The organism is Desulfosarcina sp. BuS5 (assembly GCF_028752835.1).
Classification (GTDB): Bacteria; Desulfobacterota; Desulfobacteria; order Desulfobacterales; family BuS5; genus BuS5.
This window is the reverse complement of record NZ_CP087952.1, coordinates 541,761-562,994: the sequence shown is the minus strand read 5'-3', so window position 1 is coordinate 562,994 and position 21,234 is coordinate 541,761. Positions and strand designations below refer to the sequence as shown.

At 43.1% G+C, this 21,234-nt stretch carries 21 protein-coding genes and 1 tRNA gene; 6 read left to right on the top strand and 16 right to left on the bottom strand.

The annotated features are described in order from the left end of the window. Positions 1-96 precede the first annotated feature (96 nt). Both BuS5_RS02705 and BuS5_RS02700 read right to left on the bottom strand, forming a co-directional pair. Complete coding sequence (locus BuS5_RS02705; RefSeq protein ID WP_051375329.1) at positions 97-1,119, bottom strand: HD domain-containing phosphohydrolase; 1,023 nt, start codon at positions 1,117-1,119, stop codon at positions 97-99. Further along, complete coding sequence (locus tag BuS5_RS02700; RefSeq protein WP_051375327.1) at positions 1,109-3,802, bottom strand: response regulator; 2,694 nt, start codon at positions 3,800-3,802, stop codon at positions 1,109-1,111. Before BuS5_RS02700 ends, BuS5_RS02705 begins: the two co-directional genes overlap by 11 nt. Before the next feature lie 306 nt (positions 3,803-4,108). Between BuS5_RS02700 and BuS5_RS02695 the strand changes: the two genes are divergently transcribed. Both BuS5_RS02695 and BuS5_RS02690 read left to right on the top strand, forming a co-directional pair. Beyond that, positions 4,109-6,097, top strand: a complete 1,989-nt coding sequence (locus tag BuS5_RS02695; protein ID WP_027355297.1) for a ribonuclease catalytic domain-containing protein — start codon at positions 4,109-4,111, stop codon at positions 6,095-6,097. Positions 6,098-6,345: 248 nt separating this feature from the next. Then, positions 6,346-6,669, top strand: a complete 324-nt coding sequence (locus tag BuS5_RS02690) for a transposase (RefSeq protein ID WP_274427988.1) — start codon at positions 6,346-6,348, stop codon at positions 6,667-6,669. A 195-nt stretch (positions 6,670-6,864) separates the two neighbouring features. Here the strand turns inward: BuS5_RS02690 and BuS5_RS02685 are convergent, their stop codons facing one another. The 3 genes from BuS5_RS02685 to BuS5_RS02675 form a co-directional block, all read right to left on the bottom strand. Further along, positions 6,865-8,148, bottom strand: coding sequence for a nitrogenase component 1 (locus BuS5_RS02685; RefSeq protein ID WP_027355296.1), 1,284 nt, complete (start codon positions 8,146-8,148; stop codon positions 6,865-6,867). Continuing rightward, positions 8,126-10,342, bottom strand: coding sequence for a nitrogenase component 1 (locus tag BuS5_RS02680; RefSeq protein WP_027355295.1), 2,217 nt, complete (start codon positions 10,340-10,342; stop codon positions 8,126-8,128). The genes BuS5_RS02685 and BuS5_RS02680 overlap by 23 nt, the downstream gene beginning before the upstream one ends. A 163-nt stretch (positions 10,343-10,505) precedes the next feature. Further along, positions 10,506-11,090 carry a rhodanese-like domain-containing protein gene (locus BuS5_RS02675; RefSeq protein WP_051375325.1) on the bottom strand — a complete coding sequence of 195 codons (585 nt, stop codon included), beginning with the start codon at positions 11,088-11,090 and terminating at the stop codon, positions 10,506-10,508. 347 nt (positions 11,091-11,437) lie between these two features. On the opposite strand from BuS5_RS02675, the gene BuS5_RS02670 reads away from it, so the two are divergent. The 3 genes from BuS5_RS02670 to BuS5_RS02660 all read left to right on the top strand — a co-directional run bounded on the left by BuS5_RS02670 (position 11,438) and on the right by BuS5_RS02660 (position 13,538). Next, on the top strand, positions 11,438-12,418 hold the full coding sequence (locus BuS5_RS02670) for an NfeD family protein (RefSeq protein ID WP_198012358.1): 981 nt from the start codon (positions 11,438-11,440) through the stop codon (positions 12,416-12,418). A 45-nt stretch (positions 12,419-12,463) separates the two neighbouring features. Further along, complete coding sequence (locus BuS5_RS02665; protein WP_274427987.1) at positions 12,464-12,715, top strand: NfeD family protein; 252 nt, start codon at positions 12,464-12,466, stop codon at positions 12,713-12,715. A 61-nt stretch (positions 12,716-12,776) separates the two neighbouring features. Next, positions 12,777-13,538 (top strand): slipin family protein, encoded by a 762-nt coding sequence (locus tag BuS5_RS02660; RefSeq protein WP_027355294.1) that lies wholly within the window; start codon positions 12,777-12,779, stop codon positions 13,536-13,538. A gap of 47 nt (positions 13,539-13,585) precedes the next feature. Here the strand turns inward: BuS5_RS02660 and BuS5_RS02655 are convergent, their stop codons facing one another. From BuS5_RS02655 to BuS5_RS02635, 5 genes are all read right to left on the bottom strand, one after another. Then, positions 13,586-13,852 carry a hypothetical protein gene (locus BuS5_RS02655; RefSeq protein WP_027355293.1) on the bottom strand — a complete coding sequence of 89 codons (267 nt, stop codon included), beginning with the start codon at positions 13,850-13,852 and terminating at the stop codon, positions 13,586-13,588. Beyond that, positions 13,821-14,102 (bottom strand): BrnT family toxin, encoded by a 282-nt coding sequence (locus BuS5_RS02650; RefSeq protein ID WP_027355292.1) that lies wholly within the window; start codon positions 14,100-14,102, stop codon positions 13,821-13,823. The genes BuS5_RS02655 and BuS5_RS02650 overlap by 32 nt, the downstream gene beginning before the upstream one ends. Positions 14,103-14,254: 152 nt before the next feature. Then, positions 14,255-14,512: a type II toxin-antitoxin system RelE family toxin gene (locus BuS5_RS02645; RefSeq protein WP_027355291.1), complete on the bottom strand. Its 258-nt coding sequence runs from the start codon at positions 14,510-14,512 to the stop codon at positions 14,255-14,257. Further along, positions 14,499-14,732, bottom strand: a complete 234-nt coding sequence (locus BuS5_RS02640) for a hypothetical protein (protein WP_027355290.1) — start codon at positions 14,730-14,732, stop codon at positions 14,499-14,501. Before BuS5_RS02640 ends, BuS5_RS02645 begins: the two co-directional genes overlap by 14 nt. 430 nt (positions 14,733-15,162) lie before the next feature. Then, a complete protein-coding gene (locus BuS5_RS02635) occupies positions 15,163-15,552 on the bottom strand; it encodes a hypothetical protein (RefSeq protein WP_274427986.1) in 390 nt (129 codons plus the stop codon). A 468-nt stretch (positions 15,553-16,020) separates the two neighbouring features. Here BuS5_RS02635 and BuS5_RS02630 point away from each other — a divergent pair, with 468 nt between their 5' ends. Next, positions 16,021-16,614 (top strand): cob(I)yrinic acid a,c-diamide adenosyltransferase, encoded by a 594-nt coding sequence (locus BuS5_RS02630; protein ID WP_027355288.1) that lies wholly within the window; start codon positions 16,021-16,023, stop codon positions 16,612-16,614. Between the two features lie 76 nt (positions 16,615-16,690). On the opposite strand, the gene BuS5_RS02625 is transcribed toward BuS5_RS02630, so the two are convergent. From BuS5_RS02625 to BuS5_RS02600, 6 genes are all read right to left on the bottom strand, one after another. Next, positions 16,691-16,777 (bottom strand) — tRNA-Leu (locus tag BuS5_RS02625). 34 nt (positions 16,778-16,811) lie between these two features. After that, on the bottom strand, positions 16,812-17,474 hold the full coding sequence (locus BuS5_RS02620) for an L-threonylcarbamoyladenylate synthase (protein ID WP_051375322.1): 663 nt from the start codon (positions 17,472-17,474) through the stop codon (positions 16,812-16,814). 51 nt (positions 17,475-17,525) lie between these two features. Beyond that, positions 17,526-19,295 (bottom strand): phosphoribosylamine--glycine ligase, encoded by a 1,770-nt coding sequence (purD, locus tag BuS5_RS02615; RefSeq protein WP_027355287.1) that lies wholly within the window; start codon positions 19,293-19,295, stop codon positions 17,526-17,528. Then, positions 19,292-20,257: a D-alanine--D-alanine ligase family protein gene (locus BuS5_RS02610; RefSeq protein ID WP_027355286.1), complete on the bottom strand. Its 966-nt coding sequence runs from the start codon at positions 20,255-20,257 to the stop codon at positions 19,292-19,294. The genes purD and BuS5_RS02610 overlap by 4 nt, the downstream gene beginning before the upstream one ends. 84 nt (positions 20,258-20,341) lie before the next feature. Further along, complete coding sequence (locus tag BuS5_RS02605; protein WP_027355285.1) at positions 20,342-20,821, bottom strand: hypothetical protein; 480 nt, start codon at positions 20,819-20,821, stop codon at positions 20,342-20,344. Between the two features lie 31 nt (positions 20,822-20,852). After that, positions 20,853-21,227, bottom strand: a complete 375-nt coding sequence (locus tag BuS5_RS02600) for a J-domain-containing protein (protein WP_027355284.1) — start codon at positions 21,225-21,227, stop codon at positions 20,853-20,855. Positions 21,228-21,234: the final 7 nt, after the last annotated feature.

The window sequence follows — 21,234 nt, the reverse complement described above, 5'->3', positions numbered from 1 at the left end:
TCCTACCAAAGGATTTTTGTAAATCTTTTTTGGTAAACACTCAAATATTTAGGTTAAAGGCTAAAGTATGGTTTTCCTTCCTCCCAACCTCCCGGCCTATGTATAATTAAATTTTTCCTTAATAAAAAGTTCCCGGCAGGCGTCAACAGCATCAGCATCATACCACACATTTTTATATTTCAAAATTTCCTCCAGCGCAACATCCATGCCTCTTGCGGGTCGGTATGGCCTGAAAGAGCTTGATGCCTCCGTCACATCCGCCACCGTCAATACCTTTGCTTCCGGCAGGATCTCATCACCGCTAAGTCCCTGGGGATACCCTGAACCATCGAGCCTTTCATGATGCTGCAGCACAACTTCGGCAAAGGGCAAAGGCGAAGGAATATTTTTAAGGATATTATAACCTACCCTGGGATGTATTCTGAGCATTTTATGTTCTATCTCCAAAAGCTCACCAGGCCTGTTTATTATTGATGTCGGTATACGGATCTTACCTATATCATGAAGATTCCCTGCAATATCGATAGTTCTTATCTGATCATCCGAAAAACCTGTTTTTTTGGCAATGGCGCATGCCAGCAAAGCGACCCGATGCTGGTGACCGGCAGTATAAGGATCTCTGATTTCAACTGTAAGCGCCATGGTTTTAATCGTTGCCTGCAGCATTTGATACAGCTCTTCTGTTTTTTCTGCAACCTTCTGTTCCAGGATAATATTCTGAGAGTTTAGTTCCTCTCGCATCATTTTAAGAGATAAATGGGCATTAACCCGTGCTTTTACCTCAGCAATATGGAATGGTTTGGTGATGTAATCAACGCCCCCGACTACAAAGCCCCGGGTTTTATCTTCTATTTCATTAAGCGCTGTTATAAAAATAACCGGTATATTTGCTGTTTTGGGAACTGCTTTAAGCCTGGAACAAACCTCATATCCACTCATCTCCGGCATCATTACATCCAGAAGGATAAGATCAGGCAGGTATTTATCCGTATACTCAAGCGCTTGTTGTCCGTTTTTGCTTACCCCGAGCCTGTAGTCGGCCTTTAATGTGTTGACCAGCAAGTCTATATTTGTCGTATTGTCATCTACAACTAATACTAATGATTTATCAGAAGGCACCTTTATCTCCGTTTTTGAATATTTTTTCGAGTATCTCTTTTGCTTCCTCGTAATCATAACCGGTTATATGCTTAACAAGTTGATCAAGAACAGAACCACCAAGGAATTCCTTAATTTTTTCAAGAGATGTTTCAATTTTATCAGGATCTGCCATGTCCAGAGCTTCGGCAAGATCATGGGCAGCCGCTTTAAGTTTAACCGGATCAGAATCTTTTATATCTATTATTGTTTTCGAGTCCGCATTATCAAGCAATAATTGCAGAGAATCCAGTACCCGGCCCAGGGTTGTCCTGACCCGGTTAATCAAAGTTTGAACAGAGTCGTCTATTCTCTTTTGTTTGACGAAATTTTCAAGTTCCCCTGCCCTTTCAGACAAATCTTCGGCTCCGATACTTGCGGAACTCCCCTTTAAAGTGTGCGCCAGGAGCTTTAATTCTTCCTGGTTCTTTGCAATAAAGGCATCATTAAATTTGTTGATTATATTCTGATTATTATGAAAAAAATCGATTAAAATACGTTTGAAGGTCTTTGGGTCTAATTGCATCCCGTTCAATATCTTTTTTAAATTTATCCCGGGAAGCTCTGTAGGAAAAATTTCATCAAAATTACTATCCTTTATCTCATCTGTTGTGGCCGGCGGCTCCGGTTCTGCGATATCCTCCACTTCCCTTTTGGCCGCGCCCTCTTTCTTCATCACTCCACACAAAACCCGAAAAAGTTTTTCCTGGTCGATCGGCTTGGAAACATAATCGGTCATGCCTGCTTTTAAGCATTGTTCCTCATCTCCTTTCATGGCATGCGCAGTCATCGCAATGATCGAAAGATCGGTATATGCAGGATCTTTACGGATATTTCGAGTCGTTTCATAGCCATCCATTACCGGCATCTGTATGTCCATCAGGACTGCATCGAATTTTGATCTCTTAATAAGATCCAATGCTATTTTTCCGTTGTCGGCAATCTCAACGATAATTCCTGCTCCTTCCAGCACCGCCCTGGCTATTTCCTGATTTGTGGAATTATCCTCAACCAATAGAACCCTTTTGCCCTTAAGACGTTTCTTATAAATAGATGTCCTTGTAACCAATAACTTCTTCCGCCTTTTTTGTTTTAAACTTGCGGCGCCCAAAGCATACATAATCTCATTGAAAAGATCGGACTGATTGATCGGTTTCGTAAGAAACCCGCTGATCCCGATTTTTTCGGCGTACATTATTTTTTCTTCATGGCCAACAGGAGCCATAAGAATTGTAGGAATCGTCAATTCAAAATCTGTTTTGATTATTTTTATTGCTTCGATCCCGTCGAGTTCAGGCATCAACAGATCCATCAGCAGCAAATTGAACGGACATTTTCCGGACGGAAACTTCGCAAGCATTTTCAACGCTCCAACGGCTGAGGAGACCGTCTCTACCAAGAAGCCGAAAGATTCCAACATATTTTGCATGATAATAGCACTATCGACGGTATCATCTACAACCAGGACATTCAGCCCCTGAACCGCCGGAGGTAAAACCAGTTCAAGCTTGGATTCTTGCGATTGTTTCTCTAAAGATACCGTAAAGTGAAAAATACTCCCCTTACCCTGTTGGCTTTCGACCCATATTTTGCCGCCCATCATTTCAACCAGCATTTTACATATGCTTAATCCCAACCCGGTGCCCCCGTACTTTCTTGTTGTTGTTCCATCCTCCTGGGAAAAAGACTCAAAAAGTTTGTCGATATATTCCGGTGCGATACCCGCACCAGTATCTTTGATAAAAAATTTCAAAATTACTCTTTCGGCTTTTTCTTCTAAAAGAGTTACCCCGGTTGTGACATTGCCGTCTTTCCCCGTAAACTTAATGGCATTGCCGATGAGATTTATGATTATCTGCTCCAGACGTATGAAATCACCTATCAGGGCATTCGGCGTTTTAAGACCAATATCGAGCAGTAGCTCAATTCTTTTTTCAGCAGCCTGGTTGACAAACATGTCCATTACCCTGGAGAGGATATCATCTAATTTGAAGGGATACGCTTCAAGCTGAAATTTGCCTGCTTCTATTTTTGAAACGTCAAGAATATCGTTAATAATTCCAAGCAGGGAGTAGGCTGAATCATGTATGATATCAAGAAAATGTTTGAGTTTGGGAGATACATCCTCATGCAAAGCAAGATCAGCGGCTGTTATTACGCCGTTCATCGGTGTTCGGATTTCATGACTCATATTAGCAAGAAATTCGCTCTTGGTTTTGGTGGCGCTTTCAGCAGCATCCCTGGCCTTTTTCAATTCATTCTCAACCCGCTTCAGGGGCGTAATATCGCGTCCTTCGGCAATCAGGAGGATAACCTTGCCCTTTGCGTTTGTAATGGGATTGAGAGAATAGTCAATAGACTGCATATTATTATCCCTTAGCTGAATCATGGTTTCGAAACGGACCGTATTACCGTTCGAAGCTTGCTTTACAGTCTCCTTAATCAGCTTTCTCGAATCGGATGAATAATTAAACCAGGGCGATCTCCATAAGATCTTGCCTACGAATTCAGACTCATCGGTGCCGCTTGCGCCAACACTCGCCTTGTTTGCCGCTATAATTGTTCCGTCAGTACTCACGATGGCCATATACTGGAACATATTATCAAAGATATCCCTAAAATTTAATCCTTTTAACAAGCCCAGTTTTTTTTCTATATTTGACATCGTTTCTTGTTCTCCGATAATTTTTTCCTCGTTACCAGGATCGTGTGCGTGGGAACGGGATCAAAAACAGATAGCTTTCGACGCTCTCGTTATTTTAAAATACAGGCAAAATGTTTTTTTATCAAGCTTTCTGTTTAAAACAATATTTATAACATTAAAATCGTTTAGCACCTATATCTAATTAATTCTATAGTAAAATCTAACCATATACAACGCTGGATGGCGCGGTCTATGCGTAAATCTGCTTCCCGCTGAATAAAAAGGAGCAGTTTGACTTTCACCATGCTGATTGTTATATAATTAATTATGGAACCAAATGATATTGTAGAATATATAGACCGACAGAAGATACTCTGCGCGGTTGTCATGGAGGTAAAGGGCAACCGGCTCAGGCTACTGACAGAGACCAACCGTGAAGTTAATCTTTCCACAAACCGCTTGCTGCATAAATCTAAAAAAAGTCTTAATCTCTCTTCAGGAAGGGATAATCTGATCAACGCTCTGCGTGAAATATCAGCATATAGGAAAAAACTGGCGCATGATATAGACATAAAAGAGGTATGGGAAATACTTAACACAGAGCAGGAATGGATAGATGTTGAAACAATGACGGCTTTCTGTTTTTCAGGAACCACTGATGGTGACCATGAATCATCGGTTGTCAGGGCATTTTTTTATAACAGGCTCTATTTTAAATTTGATCATGATCGGTTTTTCCCGCACTCTGAGGAGCAGGTAGAGCGAAATCTTGAGCACCTCAAAGAGGAAGAACGAAGAAGGCTTATCATAGAAAAAGGGAGTGAATGGGTAAAACGGGTATCCGGTTCGGAAAAAAATAATTATCACCCGGAAGAAATGAATGATGACGCCCGGGAAATTATTGATATAATTAAATCGGTTGTTATTTTTGAAAAGGAGAGCAAAGACTATTCTCTATGTAAAGATATTTTTAAAAAAGCAAACATTAATTTAGCTGAAAGCTTCAGGCTTCTTGTAAAAGCCGGCGCACTCAATGAAAACGAAAATATCGATCTTTACAAATCAGGTGTTTCGGTAACTTTTTCAAACAAAGTTGCAGCGCATTCCTCTAATCTTTCCCTTCCATTATCTTATAATAACGGGCGCAAAGACCTTACCGACCTTCCGGTTATAACCATCGACGGCAGGGCTACCATGGACTTTGATGATGCCTTGAGCATAGAGAAGCTTGATGACCATTATCGTCTGGGCATTCATATTATAGATATCGGGTATTTCATAAAAAAAGGCGACGCGGTTGATCAGGAAGCCCTTGCACGGGGAAGCTCCATTTATATGCCGGATCAGATAATCCCCATGCTGCCGGCATGTCTGGCCGAAAATCTTTGCAGCCTAAAGGAGGGGGGAATACGTCCGGCTATAAGCATTATGGTCAATTTAAGCAGGTTTTATGAAATTATAGATTATGAAATTATCCATAGTATTATCAGGGTCGAACATCAGCTCACATATTATAACGCAAACCTGATGATAAATGAAAACAGGGATATAACCATTCTTTATGAGATCGCAAAAAAATTTCGTCAGTTCAGAATAAAGAACGGAGCCGTTCAGATTTCTCTACCTAACATCAACGTCTGGATAGATGAGACCGGTGAAATTAATGTATGCCGAATTAACCGGGAAAGCCCGGCCAGGATGCTGGTTGCTGAAATAATGATAATGGCTAACTGGATTATGTCCGGATTCTTGTCTAAAAACTCAATGCCGGCAATTTTCAGATCCCAGCCAGGGCCGAAAGAACGTCTTTACCAGTGGGATGATGGTACGCTTTTCCAAAACTGTATGCAACGCAGGCTGCTGAATCGTTTTGTTCTGGACAGTAAACCGGGGCATCATTCCGGACTTGGATTGAGCTCTTATGTAACAGCCACATCACCGATCAGGAAATATTTTGATCTTGCAACACAGCGGCAGATACGTGCCGTTCTCGGTCTGGAGGAACCATATTCCCAAGAAGAGATGGATACAACGATTAACATGCTTGCCGAACCAATGCATAGTGCGATCATGGTTCAACGGAATCGCGTGCGGTACTGGCTGCTGAAATATCTTGAAAACAGAATCGGTCAAAAAGAAGATGCCATTATATTATATAAACGCAGGGATCATTATCAAATACTGATTCCGGAGTATATGCTGGAATGTAATTTGTCACGATCCGGGATGGAAAACTTAAAGCCGGAGGCCCTTGTTAAAGTCACAATCCAGAATGTCGATGCGCGGAAAGATATTCTTACAGTGTTTCTGGGTTGATAAGGATTAACGGGAAATTCGGGGGACACCATACCTATTTATTGTTGGCTATAAATTGCAATTATCCTCTGAAAGGCTGTGGCAAGAATAGTGGCACCGGGGATGCCACATCATATCACTCAAAGAGGGAACAGACGGCTACAAACCTTTTTTCTGATAAGGACTATATTGCCTATATCTATTTGATGAAGGAATGGTGCGATGCCCGTGGAGTAGAAATATGGTCCTACTGCCTGATGCTATAGCTGATGCCTAATAACGTCCATTTAATTGCTGTCCCTGAAACCAAAGAATCGTTAATGCTTGCAATTGGAGAGGCTCATAGGCGGTATTCGCGAATGATCAATTTTCGTGAAGGCTGGAAGGGACATTTGTGGCAAGGGAGATTTGCTTCTTATGTTTTGGATGAAGTTCATTTGTTGGCATCTGCCCATTATATTGAAATGAATCCAGTCAGGGCAAAGCTTGTAAAAGATCCAACGCATTGGACATGGAGCAGTGCTTTCGCTCATACTAATGGTGGCGAAGATAAGCTTTGCGAAAACACAATCCTTAATTCAATTGGTAAATAAGAATTGGGCTCAATTTTTGTCGGAAAGTATTGCAGCAAAAATGCGGAGTCGATTGCAAAAACATGAGAGAACCGGTCGGCCAACCGGCCGAATATCCAATTTATTGAAAAATTGGAAAAATCGTTGGGTGTGAAGCTAAAACTTAAAAAACCGGGGCGAAAACCGAAGAAATAGGTATGGTGTCCCCTGAATTCGCTATAGTTCATTGATAATTTTTTCCAGAAGGTACAAGGCGCCCCGGGCTCCCAGCAGACTTTTTTGAATAAAGTCTATATAACCGTTTCCGGGAAGCGAGATGTCGATTCCGATTACCGGCAGTCCGCGTAACCTCAAACGGGAAATAAAAAATTCACTGCCGAACGCCACATCCGGCGCCGCTTTGGCAGCATCCATATTCCAGGCCTCCATGCAGTCTATATCTAAAAGAAATTTTTGCAGCCCGGCCGCGTAATCATTATCCGAATCACCTGTAGCTACTGAAACCGGAACCATTCCCAGCCAGGAATAGAGCCACTTTGTAAGAGGAAGCGCCATCGAAGGATCTGTGTTAACAGCAAATGTCGCGCCTTTGGGCAGGCCTGTCAAGGAATTAAAACGACTTAATATTTCACAGCTCTGTTTACGGGCTGCAGCGATCACTCTCAAAGCCGGAGAAGAATCCGCACCTGTCACGCGGCAAACTTTTCTGATCCATGCTTCGGTTGCATCAAAACCGAGGGGGGCTCCATTTTCAGGGATGATAGACTCCTGTCCGAAACGCTCTTTTAAAAATCTTGTAATCTGATCTGCAAATTCACCGTGAACCACCAGATTGTATTCCGCCGAGCCGAGGTTTTGCAGTTCCTCAACTCTGCTTCCGGCGCATAATGCTGTAACAACCTTGATTCCGCATAATTTTAAAAGATAGCATAGTTCATCAAGATTTCCCTGCCAGTGCCGATGAAAAATCGACAAACCAACCAGATTAACGCTTTTTTGCTCAACGCCGGCAGGTTGCGGATTGAGCAATTCAAGAGCCTGAATCACCGCCCTCTGAAAACCGGTTGCAAAACTATCTGAAAACCCGGCGCTTTCAATGGCAATACAGGGAACCGGCAGTCCTGCCCGGGCAATAAAACGTTCAAGGTCGTCTCCTATCAGCGCAGCCCCGGGAGAATTTACCACTGCAACCAAAGAATGACCTTTTTGAGCCACAACCGGCAGAATCTTTTCCAGTTTGTCAGTCGCGCCGAACACATAATCATGATCATCAAGATATGTCGCCGGCACCCTGGGCTGTCCAAAATAGAATTCTTCGGAATAATAAAGCGGATCTAAAGAATCGACTCTCGGCAACTGACAGTCTGCCACTGCGCCGTGATAAAACTTACAGCCGGTGGGGCCGTTAAGAAGAACAGCCGCATCCTTAATCCCCTCAATGGCCATAATTGCGCCTGTAAAGCCGTCAGGTATAATTTCAGGCAAATTTTTCAGATTCATATTTCCAGCCCTCTTTAACAGGTGACTTCAGCAAGGCAGCCCATCGCCCGGCAAAGGCCAGGCCTCCGTAGAACCCCACATCCGGGCATAACGGTATAGTGTCGGCATGCAGCGCCAACGGCAGATCCTGGGGAGTATAATTACAGAGCAGCAGATTAGGCTTCAGACGACGCAGGTCATCATCCCTTTTTTGAGGAGGATAATTTGTCTCGACCTCAAACCTGCCCGGATAGCGCGTACGAAAAAGGTTATCCTGAGAGTAATTAAGTATACAGACTTTTACAACCTCCATTCCCATATCAAAAGCAGTCTCCAGGATCCAGTCCGTATCATGAATGTAGGTAATTATCATAATACGCTTTCCCTCCAGGGCTTTTCTGAAAGGTTCCATCCTTTCCCGGTACTCTTTCCTGAAAAGACCGATAACTCTTTCGGCTTCAGTCTCCTTTTCGAAAAAAACCGCTATTTCATTCAGCCAGCGTTCACTCTCATAAAAACCCACCGGAAAAGCATTTTGTGCAAAGGAGATCTGAAAGCGCTCTTGTAGAAAATTAATCAGCACCCGGCCGAAATGATCATTAAAGGCAGGCAGATTTAACCGGCCTTTTAAAAAACCCCGTAATGCTTCAATAGATGTCCGGCGCACGAACCTGCAGTTTACACTTATCCCGAGTTCATTAAGCAGGTTTGAAATCACGGCAAAGTTTGTTTCCGCATTGTTGGCTATATTTTTTTCAGCGATAATATTAACAAGATCATATTCCGGCTTGCAGCAGGGATCGATGAACGAACCAGCCCCTTCCATGCAGGCATTAAGCACCCCCTGCATATAGTCCCCCCGGATATTTCCGTCCGTAGTAACAGGAATTACCGGTATTTCAGGATGTTCGGCCGATATAATCCGGATGGCAGACTCAGCATCATCGCCGATAACACCGGCAGGACAAGTCGTAAGCACAAATACCGCCTGGGGTTTGGCTGCAACGGCCTGCCGGAGTTTTTCCGTCAGATCGTCCATCCCTCCATATATTACTACGTTTTCATTCATATCGGAACTTAGCATGGAGGGGAACAACTGTTCAGGGATAATAACATTCTTTTGATATAATGCTCTCAAACCACCCGCCAGAATAGTCTGGCAGGCTATCTGCGAACAACTGCGGGGGCCATGGGCCACTGAGATGCTGCCGTTTATCTGTGTGGTGGTGCAGATGGCGCCTGTAAATGCGCATCCGTGCAGCGGTTCACGGCAGAGCATACTTTTAGAGAGAAATGTGGATGCAGGTAATCTGTTTTCCTGATCTGAAGCAGATGGAGCACCCGGCTTCTCTTTTTCCTTGCTTTTTATTCCAGAGACATGATGAACAATCTTTTTATCCTTATCGGGCTGCTCTCCTTTCAAAACAATACGTTCCAGAGCCTCCTCTTCAAGCGGAAGAGCAGGGAAGAGCTTGTTATCATCAAAAAACCCTCTGGCCATTGTTTGAAATAATTTAGTTTCCGAGGATTCAGGAAAAGCCTCAACAACGGTTTTGTCAAGTTCTTCCGCTTTACGAAAAAGACTGCTGCGCTGAATAGTATATTTTACAGGGAGCCGGGCAGCTTTGGAAAATCTGTATACTTTTTTTTGATCCTCTGCTTCGCCCCTGCTGTTTAAAATAAGTCCCGCAATTCTGTACGGTGATTCATCAAAATTTTGAACTCCGCGTAAAATATTGTTTGCAGCATAAATCGACATGAATTCTTCAGAAGTAACTATATAGACTATCTCTGCAAATCCTTTTCTAAGGGGAACGGCAAAACCGCCGCAAACCACATCTCCGAGAACATCGTACAGGATAACATCAAAATCTTCTGTTTTAAGCCCCAGCCTTTCAAAAAAAGCAAAGGTGCTTAATATTCCCCGGCCTGCGCAACCGACCCCGGGCTCGGGGCCGCCGGCCTCAGCGCATACAACACCTTTATATCCCGTGTGAAGAACTTCGGACAGACGCTGCATCACGGGGGGCACATCCCGCAGGTAATCGAGCGCAGTCATAACCCTCTTGCCGTTCAGCAGCAGCCGGGTTGAATCGTGTTTAGGGTCGCAGCCGATCTGCAACACACGTTTTCCTCTCTCAGCCAGCGCCGCTGCAAGATTGGCTGTTATTGTAGATTTTCCTATACCGCCCTTACCGTAAATTGCAATTCGCATAGCACATAATATTTCTGAATATATAAATTTTTATATGTAAAAATTTGATCAACCCCTTACCGTCCAATTTCTATGATGTCTGAATATATCCCCAATTTGATCGGAGGCCTTTTAACGTGCCGGTTTTCCGATTCAGTGTGGTGGAGTACTGATTCCCATGGTATCAGTAGGGATGAAATTCACGAATGCGGTATGGATCTTTCTCTTGACCTTTTTTAGGCCCTTCTTTGTATTTCCCGCTAAAATATTTATGATATTCAGTCACTTTGAATAGCCCCATAAACTGATTACAAAGAGGATACCCTGCTTTGATCCATCCCACGATGCCATCTTTATACCACCACAGATTGGTGTAACCATATTGAGCCAGCCTTTCCCCAACGTAAGCCCCGCGTTTGTGTGTTCTGCACCACAGGACAATTTTGGCGTCTTTATTTTTGATTTTTTTGGGAAAAGTGTACATATGACCTGCATGGATATGTTCCGTGCCGGGGATGTGAGCGGCATAAAATTCAGGGTGGGTTCTAAGATCAACCAGATAGGCATCTTCCTGCCCGGCCATGACCCTATCGTAAAGTTCTTTGAATTGTTGAACATTTAGCCGATGTTCTGCCGGGAAAACCGTACACGCATTTTCCCAGGCTTTTTTCTCATTTGCTTTAAGCGTATTTGCATTGTCAGCAATAGCAAAACCAGATGCACACACGGCAAATACTATAATAAGTCCTAAAACGAATACTTTTTTCATGCTGCTACCTCCTGAAAACTCTTTAAAATTTTAACGCCAGCAAACTTTTTCGAAAATTTTTCATCCTGCGCATAAAACACTACAAATATGAATAAAATATACAAGATACGGGAGACAGTCAAGTTTTACTCTTTAAATCTGGATATTTAATAGATAATCGGACCTGGTCCAGATTTGCAGATGGGCTCTCAAGCAGCGTGCTGACTGAAGCTGATCTGCAAAGAAATTGGCTACCAGCTTAAAGCGGGAGAATGCATAGGGTGGGCCCTGCCCACCATTCTACCAAAACGGTCAAATCTCTTTGGGGCCTCTGCCAGAGGCAGAGGTTTTATGATTTAATAATTTTTATGAAATATTTGCCATTTTTATTATTCATATCTGTCTTTCTTGCATTGAGTTCTGGTGACTGCCCGGCCGAACAGGATGAAATGTACCTTATCGTTGTTTCAGACGCTATTACCCCGGGGATATCGGATTTCCTTGTTAATGCATTGAAACAGGCATCACAAAACAATGCCGCCGGAATTATCATTCAACTGGATACACCCGGAGGCCTTGCCGAATCGATGCGAAAAATTGTAATTTCCATATTGGGGTGCAAGGTTCCGGTGATCGTCTATGTGGCACCAAGTGGCGACAGAGCCGCCTCAGCCGGGGTTATGATCACCATGTCTGCCGACATTGCCGCCATGGCCCCCGGGACAACTATCGGGGCCGCCCATCCGGTAAGTATCGGTAGCCGGCCGGCAGATAAAAAAATCACTGAAAAAATAATCAACGACATGGTTGCCCATGGGAAAACTATTGCGGAAAAAAGAGGAAAAAATGTCGATTGGGTGGAAAAGGCAATTCGGGACAGCATTTCTGCAACCGAGTCTGAAGCACTAAAGGCGGGTATCATTGACATCGTGGCAGAAGATCTCGACGATCTGATAAAGCAAATCAATGGCCGCAGTGTTAAAGACAAGGGAACGCTTCACCTTGATCATGTCAACATCATAAAAATCAAGGAAAGCATCCGAACCAAGATCTTAAAGGCTATCAGTAATCCCAATATTGCCTATATTCTGATGATGATCGGCCTGGCGGGTTTATATTTTGAACTGGCCAATCCAGGTGCAGTATTTCCGGGTGTTGTTGGATCAACTTCGCTGATATTGGCCTTCTTCGCCTTTCAGACTCTGCCGGTGAACTATGCCGGTATTCTTTTGATCATCCTGTCTCTTGTCTTTTTCATTCTGGAAATAAAGATCACAAGTTACGGCATGCTGAGCATCGCCGGAATCATCACACTCGTTCTGGGATCTTTAATACTGTATAAAAAGTGAAGTTCGGGTATGAGTATGTCCCGGCAGGTTTTATTACCGACCATCATGCTCATTTCAGGATTTTTTGTTTTTGTTGCCGGCCTGGTGTTTAAATCCCAGCGATCAAAGTCTAAAACCGGTGCAGAGGGACTGGTGGGCGAGACAGGGGTGGTGAAAAAAAAGATCTCTCCGGAAGGTAAGGTATTTGTACATGGAGAGCTCTGGAATGCCGTTTCCGATGTTCCTATTCATGTGGGAACCAAAGTACAGGTGATGAATGTGGAAAACCTTGTTATAAAAGTCAAACCGGCGGAATGATGATTTCCGCCCTTTTTTAAAACGTTTTAGCGCTGTCAAACAACAGTTTATTGGAGGAAGCATGTACTATCTTATCTTAGTGATTCCCATCATCCTTTTTCTTTGGGCGGCCATAAAAATTTTAAACGAATATGAACGGGGTGTGATATTCAGGCTGGGTCGAGTCATCAAGGCCAAAGGTCCCGGCCTCATCATCCTGATCCCGGTTGTGGACTGGATGGTAAGGGTGAGCATGCGCCTGGTTGCCATGGATGTGGATCCGCAGGATGTTATTACCAGAGACAATGTCTCCGTAAAGGTAAACGCTGTTATCTATTTCCGTGTCATTGAACCGATCAAAGCCGTCGTTGAAGTGGAGAATTACAGCTATGCCATGTCCCAGCTGGCCCAAACGACCTTAAGAAGCGTCTGCGGTCAGGCGGAACTGGATGAACTGCTGGCAAAGAGGGATAAAATCAATTCAGAGCTCCAGGAAATCCTCGACACCCACACCGATCCCTGGGGAATCAAGGTGGCCACCGTAGAAATCAAACACATCGACCTACCCCAGGAAATGCAGCGTTCAATGGCCAAGCAGGCGGAAGCGGAACGGGAACTGCGTGCCAAGGTGATCAATGCAGAGGGCGAATTCCAGGCAGCCGACAGGCTGACGAAAGCAGCACAGATCATTCAGGATTATCCCACGGCATTGCAGCTTCGCTACCTTCAAACCATGCGCGAAATGTCGGCCGAGAAGAATACCACCATCATCTTCCCTTTTCCAATAGATATGTTTAAGCCTTTTTTTGATTTAATAGACAAGAAGTCTGGTATGAATTCGTGAATTCCGAATTCCCCCCAGTCCCTCTCAAGCACCCGGTTCGCCCTTTTTTACGTCGGAGAGTATGCCCCTTTGTGTGGTGCGCTCTTCTTTTCGGACATTGTCAGCTTTGTCAACTTAATTACCAAACGAAGGGCCTCGTTTACAGCCTTATCATTTGGAAAAGTCTCCATTACATCACTGTCCAATAGAACCAAATTGGTACCTTCTTGGAAACGGTCTGCGTATTTGCCTTGTACACCATCCTTGAGCAATTCATGGAGATCGTATTCAGGACGAAGATCGTCACCTTTGTCGTCTTTGGATTTCTTCTTCATATGCCTCTCGCTCTGCACGGGTAAGTCGTCGTGCACTTATGATGCTGATTCTCTCTCTACGCTCAGTATGGGCTATCATCAGAAGCCTACCTGCAGTCGAGAATCCAAAGGTTATGAGCCGATCTTCCTCATCAGAATGATCAGGATCAAAAATAGGGTCCCTCAAGACAGTAGCAGCCTCTCGAAAAGCAATGCTGTGCTTCCTCAAGTTCATTGTTGCTTTGGCAGGGTCCCATTCGAATTGTACCATTTCTTAAGCCTCATTTCTTAAAGGGACGAACGTCTCACATCACCTGCACCCAAAGCTAATGAGGACTTGGTAAATACTACTTTTTATAAAGTGATACACAAATGAAAAAAGCGGCTCGGCTTTGGGTGTCAGAGTGTATGCGATTGTTCGCTTCAGCGATAAATATCTTTTCGATGACCAACTTTCACAACCCACACAGTAAGTTCATCATCCTGAATTGAATAGACAATTCGGTATCGTCCCTGCCGCAGACGATACCTTTCTTGTCCAGTCAATTTTTCGCTGCCTGGAGGTCGGGGATTTTTTTCAAGGGCTTTAATACGATTGAGGATTCTCTTCACATCCTTTTCCGGAATGATAGAAAAATCTTTCTCCACGGATTTCCTGAAAAACACCCTATATCCGGCCATCTTTTTTGAGCCTCTTGACCATTTCATCATAGCTGATCAAAGGCTCATCAGCTCTTTCATTAAAGAATAAAATATCCTCAGCATCTTCGGCAATGGCTTCTTTGACGGCTTCATTTACAATCGCAGATACTGATCGAGATGTTTCAACGGCTTTAAGGCGTAACGCTTTATACAACTCGGGGTCGAAGTAGATGGTGGAGCGTTTAGTTTGTGTTGCCATAATGTCACCTCCATATATTTTGGGACATTATAGCGGTATGACGTTTTTACGTCAAGACGTTTTTTTTAAAGGGGGGAGGTTGGGGACGCCTTTTATATTTACAGTTTTGAAATGATGGTTATTGGGGGAACCTGGTGGGCGCTGGTGAAATGTTAACATTTACGGTTCTCATTGGTCTGGGCGCACTGGTTCAGTTGAATAGGTAAAAAAGACACGGAGTTGCGCGTTATGCCTGTTAAAACAAGTCGTTACATCAATTATGTTAGTTTGCCATAAGCCGCTGTAACCTATTGATATAATTGAATCACCTATTCAACTGAACCAGTGCCCATTCTTGAGGCAAAAGGATATGATTTTGATATGGTTGTAAAGTGTGCAGGCGAGACTTTGGGAATGAAGGCGGAGGACGTATTGAGGTCAGGTAAACAACCTATATCGGTAAAAACACGTAGTTTGGTGAGTTATTGGGCAAATCGGGAGCTTGGCATGACCACAGTGCAAATAGCCGAAAGGTTAAATATTTGCCAATCAGCAGCAAGCAGATCGTCATTGCGCGGGGAGAAGATAGCAAAGGATAATCAGCTACAACTTCTTTAACAAATGGCATAAAATTATAATGTCCCGCTTTGCTGCCTATTCGATTTGCAGACGAACTCTCAAGCGGCGTGCTGACCGAAGCTGATCTGGATGAATTTGCAGTGAATTTTGGAAAATAGGGTGTATAGATTCTACAATTGGAGGGAATATCCGGCAGGGACAGATCTTTAAGACTGCAAACCCAGCCGTGAATCGCACTGGAAACGGTGCTATGATCGGGCAAAAAAATTGAACTGTCCTGAATTATTGTTGAATTATATGTGAATTGCATTTATATCTGGTAACAGTAAGAAAGGGTTGCCAACTTAAAGCGGAACAATTCGCAGGATGGGCAATGCCCATTTTACTATAGATTGTCAGATAATTACCAATTTTTAAATTTAGCACAAGGCCATAAGGAGGAAAGCGCATTGTAATACTCCGACGACCGATAACGCAGTGAAATTATTTATGTGACAATCTATATATGAGATTACAAGGTATCACGGCTTAAGGTGGTAGCCTAAAAAAAGCATAAATTTGAATAACTGGCAATGAAATAAAGAGGTAAAGATATGGAACAGGATAAAATTTATAAAGAAATATCGTCACCGTTCACGGTTATCGGTTCACAGTTAACGGTTGAAAAATATAGCAAAATTTGACTTTTAAACTAAAAATTAATTTTTCAATAAAAAACAGGGGCAAAAATATGAAAGTATATACAGGCGGTGGAGATAAGGGGAAGACAAGTCTTTTCAGCGGTGAGCGTGTGGCAAAAAGCCATGAACGCGTGGATGCCTATGGCGATATTGACGAGCTTAGCTCTTATCTGGGAGCATTGGCTGCATCAATACCTGATTCAGGACCTGATTCGGGACAAAAAATTATTGAAGAACTTTATCAGATCCAGTCGGATTTGCTTGGTGTGGGAGCTATACTTGCAACTACTCCGGGGTCATCTTCCTTTGGATCTCTAACAAAAATTGGTGAAGAGAAAAGCAAAGCCCTTGAAGAGGCTATGGATCGTATGGATGCCGAACTGCCGCCGCTCAAGACTTTTATTCTTCCCGGAGGGCACATGTCGTCCGCATGGGCGCATATCGCCAGAACTGTATGCCGAAGAGCGGAAAGGCGAATGATAGGGCTTTTCCAGGAATCTGATACTGCCGACAGAAACGCAACGGTTCCGGAACATGTTCAAAATGTGCTTGTTTACATTAATCGGCTGTCTGATTATCTATTTATAGTTGCACGATACTGTAACCATATAGTCGGCACTGAAGATGTTCCATGGAAAAAGTGAAAAGGAGTTGGTTTACCGGGAAAAAATTCATAAAAAAGGGGTATAATCAAAATGATTATATCCCTTTCTTGTTATTTGGTACCGGAGGTCGGAATCGAACCGACACGGAGTTGCCCCCGGAGGATTTTGAGTCCTCTGCGTCTACCAGTTTCACCACTCCGGCATTATTTTTTAATATACAATTACATAAACTGCTATCAATAAAATAGCCTTACTCCGTTGTCAATAATATTTAAAATTTTTTTCCCCGAGATTTCACCCTCCCGCAAAATTTGAGGCGGATCCAGGGTAACATCAATCACGCTTGAACCTGGACCGCCTTTTAGATGTCCTGCATCAAGTATCAGATCCACCTTGTTTATTATTGATATATCCATATCTTCAATATTTGAACAACCCGTTTTTCCTGAAATATTGGCGCTTGTGCCGGTTATCGGTCCATTTATTCCACCGACAAGTGCGCGCGAAACCTTGTGTACCGGTAAACGGACGCCTATTTTGCCGGAACCTGCGGTAAGATTTTCCGGCAGCACTTCTTTAGCCTTAAATACAATTGTTATATTACCCGGCCAAAATGCATCTATTATTAATTTTGCAGTCTTTGGAACGTGATCCACAAGCTTGTCTAAATCCTTCAAATCGTTGATCAGCACAAGAACAGGTTTATTTAATGGACGCCGCTTTATATCAAAGATCCGTTTAACTGCTTTAAAGTTAAAAGCATCCGCACCAATCCCATAAAGACCTTTTGTGGGAAATGCTATAATGCCCCCTTTCCTGATTATATTAACAGCTTCGGAGATTAACTTTGGATCAGGAGCGTACTGGTTGATTTTTTTTATATTATAAGCCGGTTTCAAAAGCTCCCCTTTTGTTCGATACCGGCGTCGGATTTAAGATTTTTGTTTTTATTAATAAAATTCAAGATTTTTTGCTTTTTTATCTACTTGAGCAGACATCTCCTTTTTAAATTTATCCAGCCGGTCAGCTATCTCCGGCTCTGAAACCGCAAGTATCTGTGCTGCAAAAATGCCGGCATTGCGCGCGCCCGGTTTCCCTATGGCCATAGTTGCAACTGGAACATCAGGAGGCATCTGGGCTGTAGAAAGAAGAGCATCAAAGCCCTGAAGACAGGAAGAATCTATGGGAACGCCGATAATGGGAAGACTGGTGTTTGCAGCCATAATTCCGGCAAGATGCGCTGCGTGGCCTGCCCCTGCAATAATAACCTTTATTCCCCGGCTGCTTGCGGATGAGGCATAATCCGAGGCCCTGGCCGGACTCCTGTGGGCTGAAGCAACGGTTATTTCAAATGGTATGCCGAATTTCTTTAAAACAGCGACAGCCTCCTCCATAACCCCCAGATCCGAATCACTCCCCATTACTATGCCGGCGACCGGAGTTTTGAGGAGCATCTTTAAGGCCTTTTGCCCTATATCCTTGCGATAGTGCACTTTATTCCATTTTATCTTTGAAACACCCATATAGGATTTGGAGATAGCTTTTTTTACAGTGTCGCCTAAAGCTGTGACTCCGAGCACGCGCCCACCTGTTGCAATAACTTTTTTTTCTTTAATTTCCGTTCCGGAATGGAAAACAAAGAGGTCTCTCATACGTTGGGCTTTATCGATCCCGGTGATATTTAAACCTTTTTTATAGGAACCCGGATACCCGCCTGACGCCATAATTACGCAAACTGAAGTTCTGGGATCGATCTCCATACTGCATGTGTCGAGCCTGCCGTCTATAACAGCCTCCATGATCGGCACAATATCGGATTTTATGCGCATTAACAGTGGCTGTGCTTCAGGATCACCTAGACGCACATTAAACTCCAGAACTTTAATCTGATCCCTGTCGATCATTAGACCGGCATATAAAAAGCCTTTGTATGGATTACCATCTAAAGCCATTGCACGGACAATGGGCTTCATGATCTCGTCCATAATTTTTCGGTGGAGATATCTGTCTATAATCGGGGCAGGAGAGTAAGCGCCCATGCCGCCTGTATTGGGACCTTTGTCATTATCAAAGACTGTTTTATGATCTTGGGATGATGGCAAAGCAAGCAGATTTTTACCGTCTGAAAAAGCAATAAAGGATGCCTCTTCACCCGTAAGATACTCTTCTATTACAACCTTTTTGCCTGCGGCGCCAAAGGCGTGTTCCTTCATTATCAGGTTTAAAGCCTTAACAGCCTCATTGATTGTGCCGCATAAGATAACCCCCTTGCCGGCAGCTAAACCATCCGCCTTGACTACTAAGGGCGCCCCTGCTTTTTGTATGTATGCCTCAGCTTTTTGAAAACTGGTAAAAGTTTGGCCTGCTGCTGTGGGTATTTTATATTTCTCCATCAACGACTTTGCAAAAGATTTGCTCGATTCCAGTCTTGCTGCCATTTTGGTGGGGCCGAAAATTTTTAACCCCTCTGCTTCAAAACGATCTACAATTCCTGAAGACAATGGAGCTTCAGGGCCTACTATAGTTAAATCAATTTTTTCTTTTTTTGCAAATGCAGCGATTTTATTTATATCTTCGGCTCCAATAGGGACAAGAGCAGCCATATCAGCAATTCCGGCATTACCGGGAGCACAGAATATTTTTTTTACTTTCGGGCTTTGTGCTATTTTCCATACAAGCGCATGTTCTCTACCTCCGCTGCCTATTACAAGAATTTTCATATAATCTCCTTATCTCTTCGTTGCTTTTTTTTATGATCCTCTATACCCAGTTCAATGAGCAGATCGAGTAATTTGTCAAAAGATAATCCCGCTTTTCCAGCAGCAAGCGGAAAAAGGCTTGTGGAAGTCATACCGGGGATAGTGTTGGTCTCAAGAAGATAAATATCTTTTTCCCGCAAGATCATATCTGTTCTGCTATATCCGCTGCAAAAAAGCGCATTGTGTGCTGCTTTTGCATATGATTGAGCCTTTTCAGCCAAAGCAGCATCTATTCGTGCAGGACATATCTCACGGGTAGCACCTTTTAAATATTTTGCCGTATGATCAAAAAAATCAAACTGCTTGTCAGGAATTATTTCTATAACAGGCAGCGCATCAAGAGTTGTGCTGCCGATAATGCCGACTGTCAGCTCAATTCCCTCGATATTAGATTCCAGCAGAACCATGTCATCATGCTCAAGGGCACTGTCAACTGCGTTTTGCAGGGAGTTCTTTTTATGAACCTTGCTCATTCCTAAACTTGAACCGCCGGCAACAGGTTTAACTATAATAGGCAACCCCAGCCGTGCTGCACAGTCATCAGGATCGATTGCAACGCTGCTGTCAATGACAATATAGGGCGGCACAGGTATGCCGGAACTTTCATAACGTTGTTTTGCAACAAGCTTATTCATGGCCATAGCGCTTCCAAGGACGCCTGAGCACTGATAAGGAATATCGAGAAGATCCAGCAACCCCTGAATAGTCCCGTCTTCACCCATAGAGCCGTGCATCGCTATAAAAGCCGCGTCTATTCCCGGCGCATCCGCTACGAGCCGGTTAAGATCGGTTTTAGGGTCATATTTTGTGACTCTGTATTTTTCCCTGTTAAAAGCCGCATAGACCTGGTCACCGCTTTTAATTGATATTTCACGTTCTGAAGATACTCCTCCGGAGAGCAGAGCGATATTAAGCTTTTTCATAAAAAAATGATGGGTATAAAACGGATTGATTATTTATGTGAAAATCTATAGCGGAACATAAAAAAGGCATTCTATGGACAGGCGCTATTTAAAAAATCGTTGTTTTGCAATATTATACTCTTCCAGCGTAATCAGGTTGTTTTCCAATAGTTGCGCAAGATCGCAAAGTTCGTTTATAAAAATGTCAGAGTGGTCTTCCAGTCGATCGACTTGATCATAGCTGTTGCCTATCCTCGGTATATCATAAGGTTTACCCAGCTTTAGTGATGCAAATCCTCCGAGAAGACTTATCTCTATAGCTCTGCCGCTAAAAAGAGGGGAGTTGACCATCTCGCTAAAAGTTTTTCCCTGTTCTTTCATTCGCTTGTAAAAATAATAGCCTGAAGATAGAATAATGGCTGAAGCGCCAAGAAAAATCCACATCATGTAGTTAACGATACCGGCGAAAAAAATCACCAAAAAGCCTAAAATGGCTATCAGAAAAACATGAAGAATTAGAATAAAATATGCCATTAAAACGCTTTTAAAAATGTTTGTTTCTTTATATTTTTTTTTAGACATCATTATATTTTACCTTGCATAGAAAACACGACAGTCAGTCTCCAAACCGTTCCATAATACCGGTTGCATACTGCTGCGGCACTTCAGTTGTAACAGATCTGTTAAATGTTACATTGAGTTTCATTATAAGATAATTCAATTTTTTTAAAGTACGGTATTTTTCAGCCGCATCTTCAATACCGGCCAGCAGGTCTTCGGTTTGTTGAATCTTCTTTTTTAATTCTATTTCCGGTGGTAGGCAGTCAGCGTTTTTTAATATTTTGTAGGCTAGATGGAGATCATTGGGAATGGAAGGTTCCTTTTTCGATTCTGAAATAGGCTTTCCGGAGCCGGGAAGGTTTTTAAACAGCCCTTTTTTTTGGGCTTTCCGTATACGCTCTTCAACTATCTTTTCAAAACCGGTTATCATTATATTT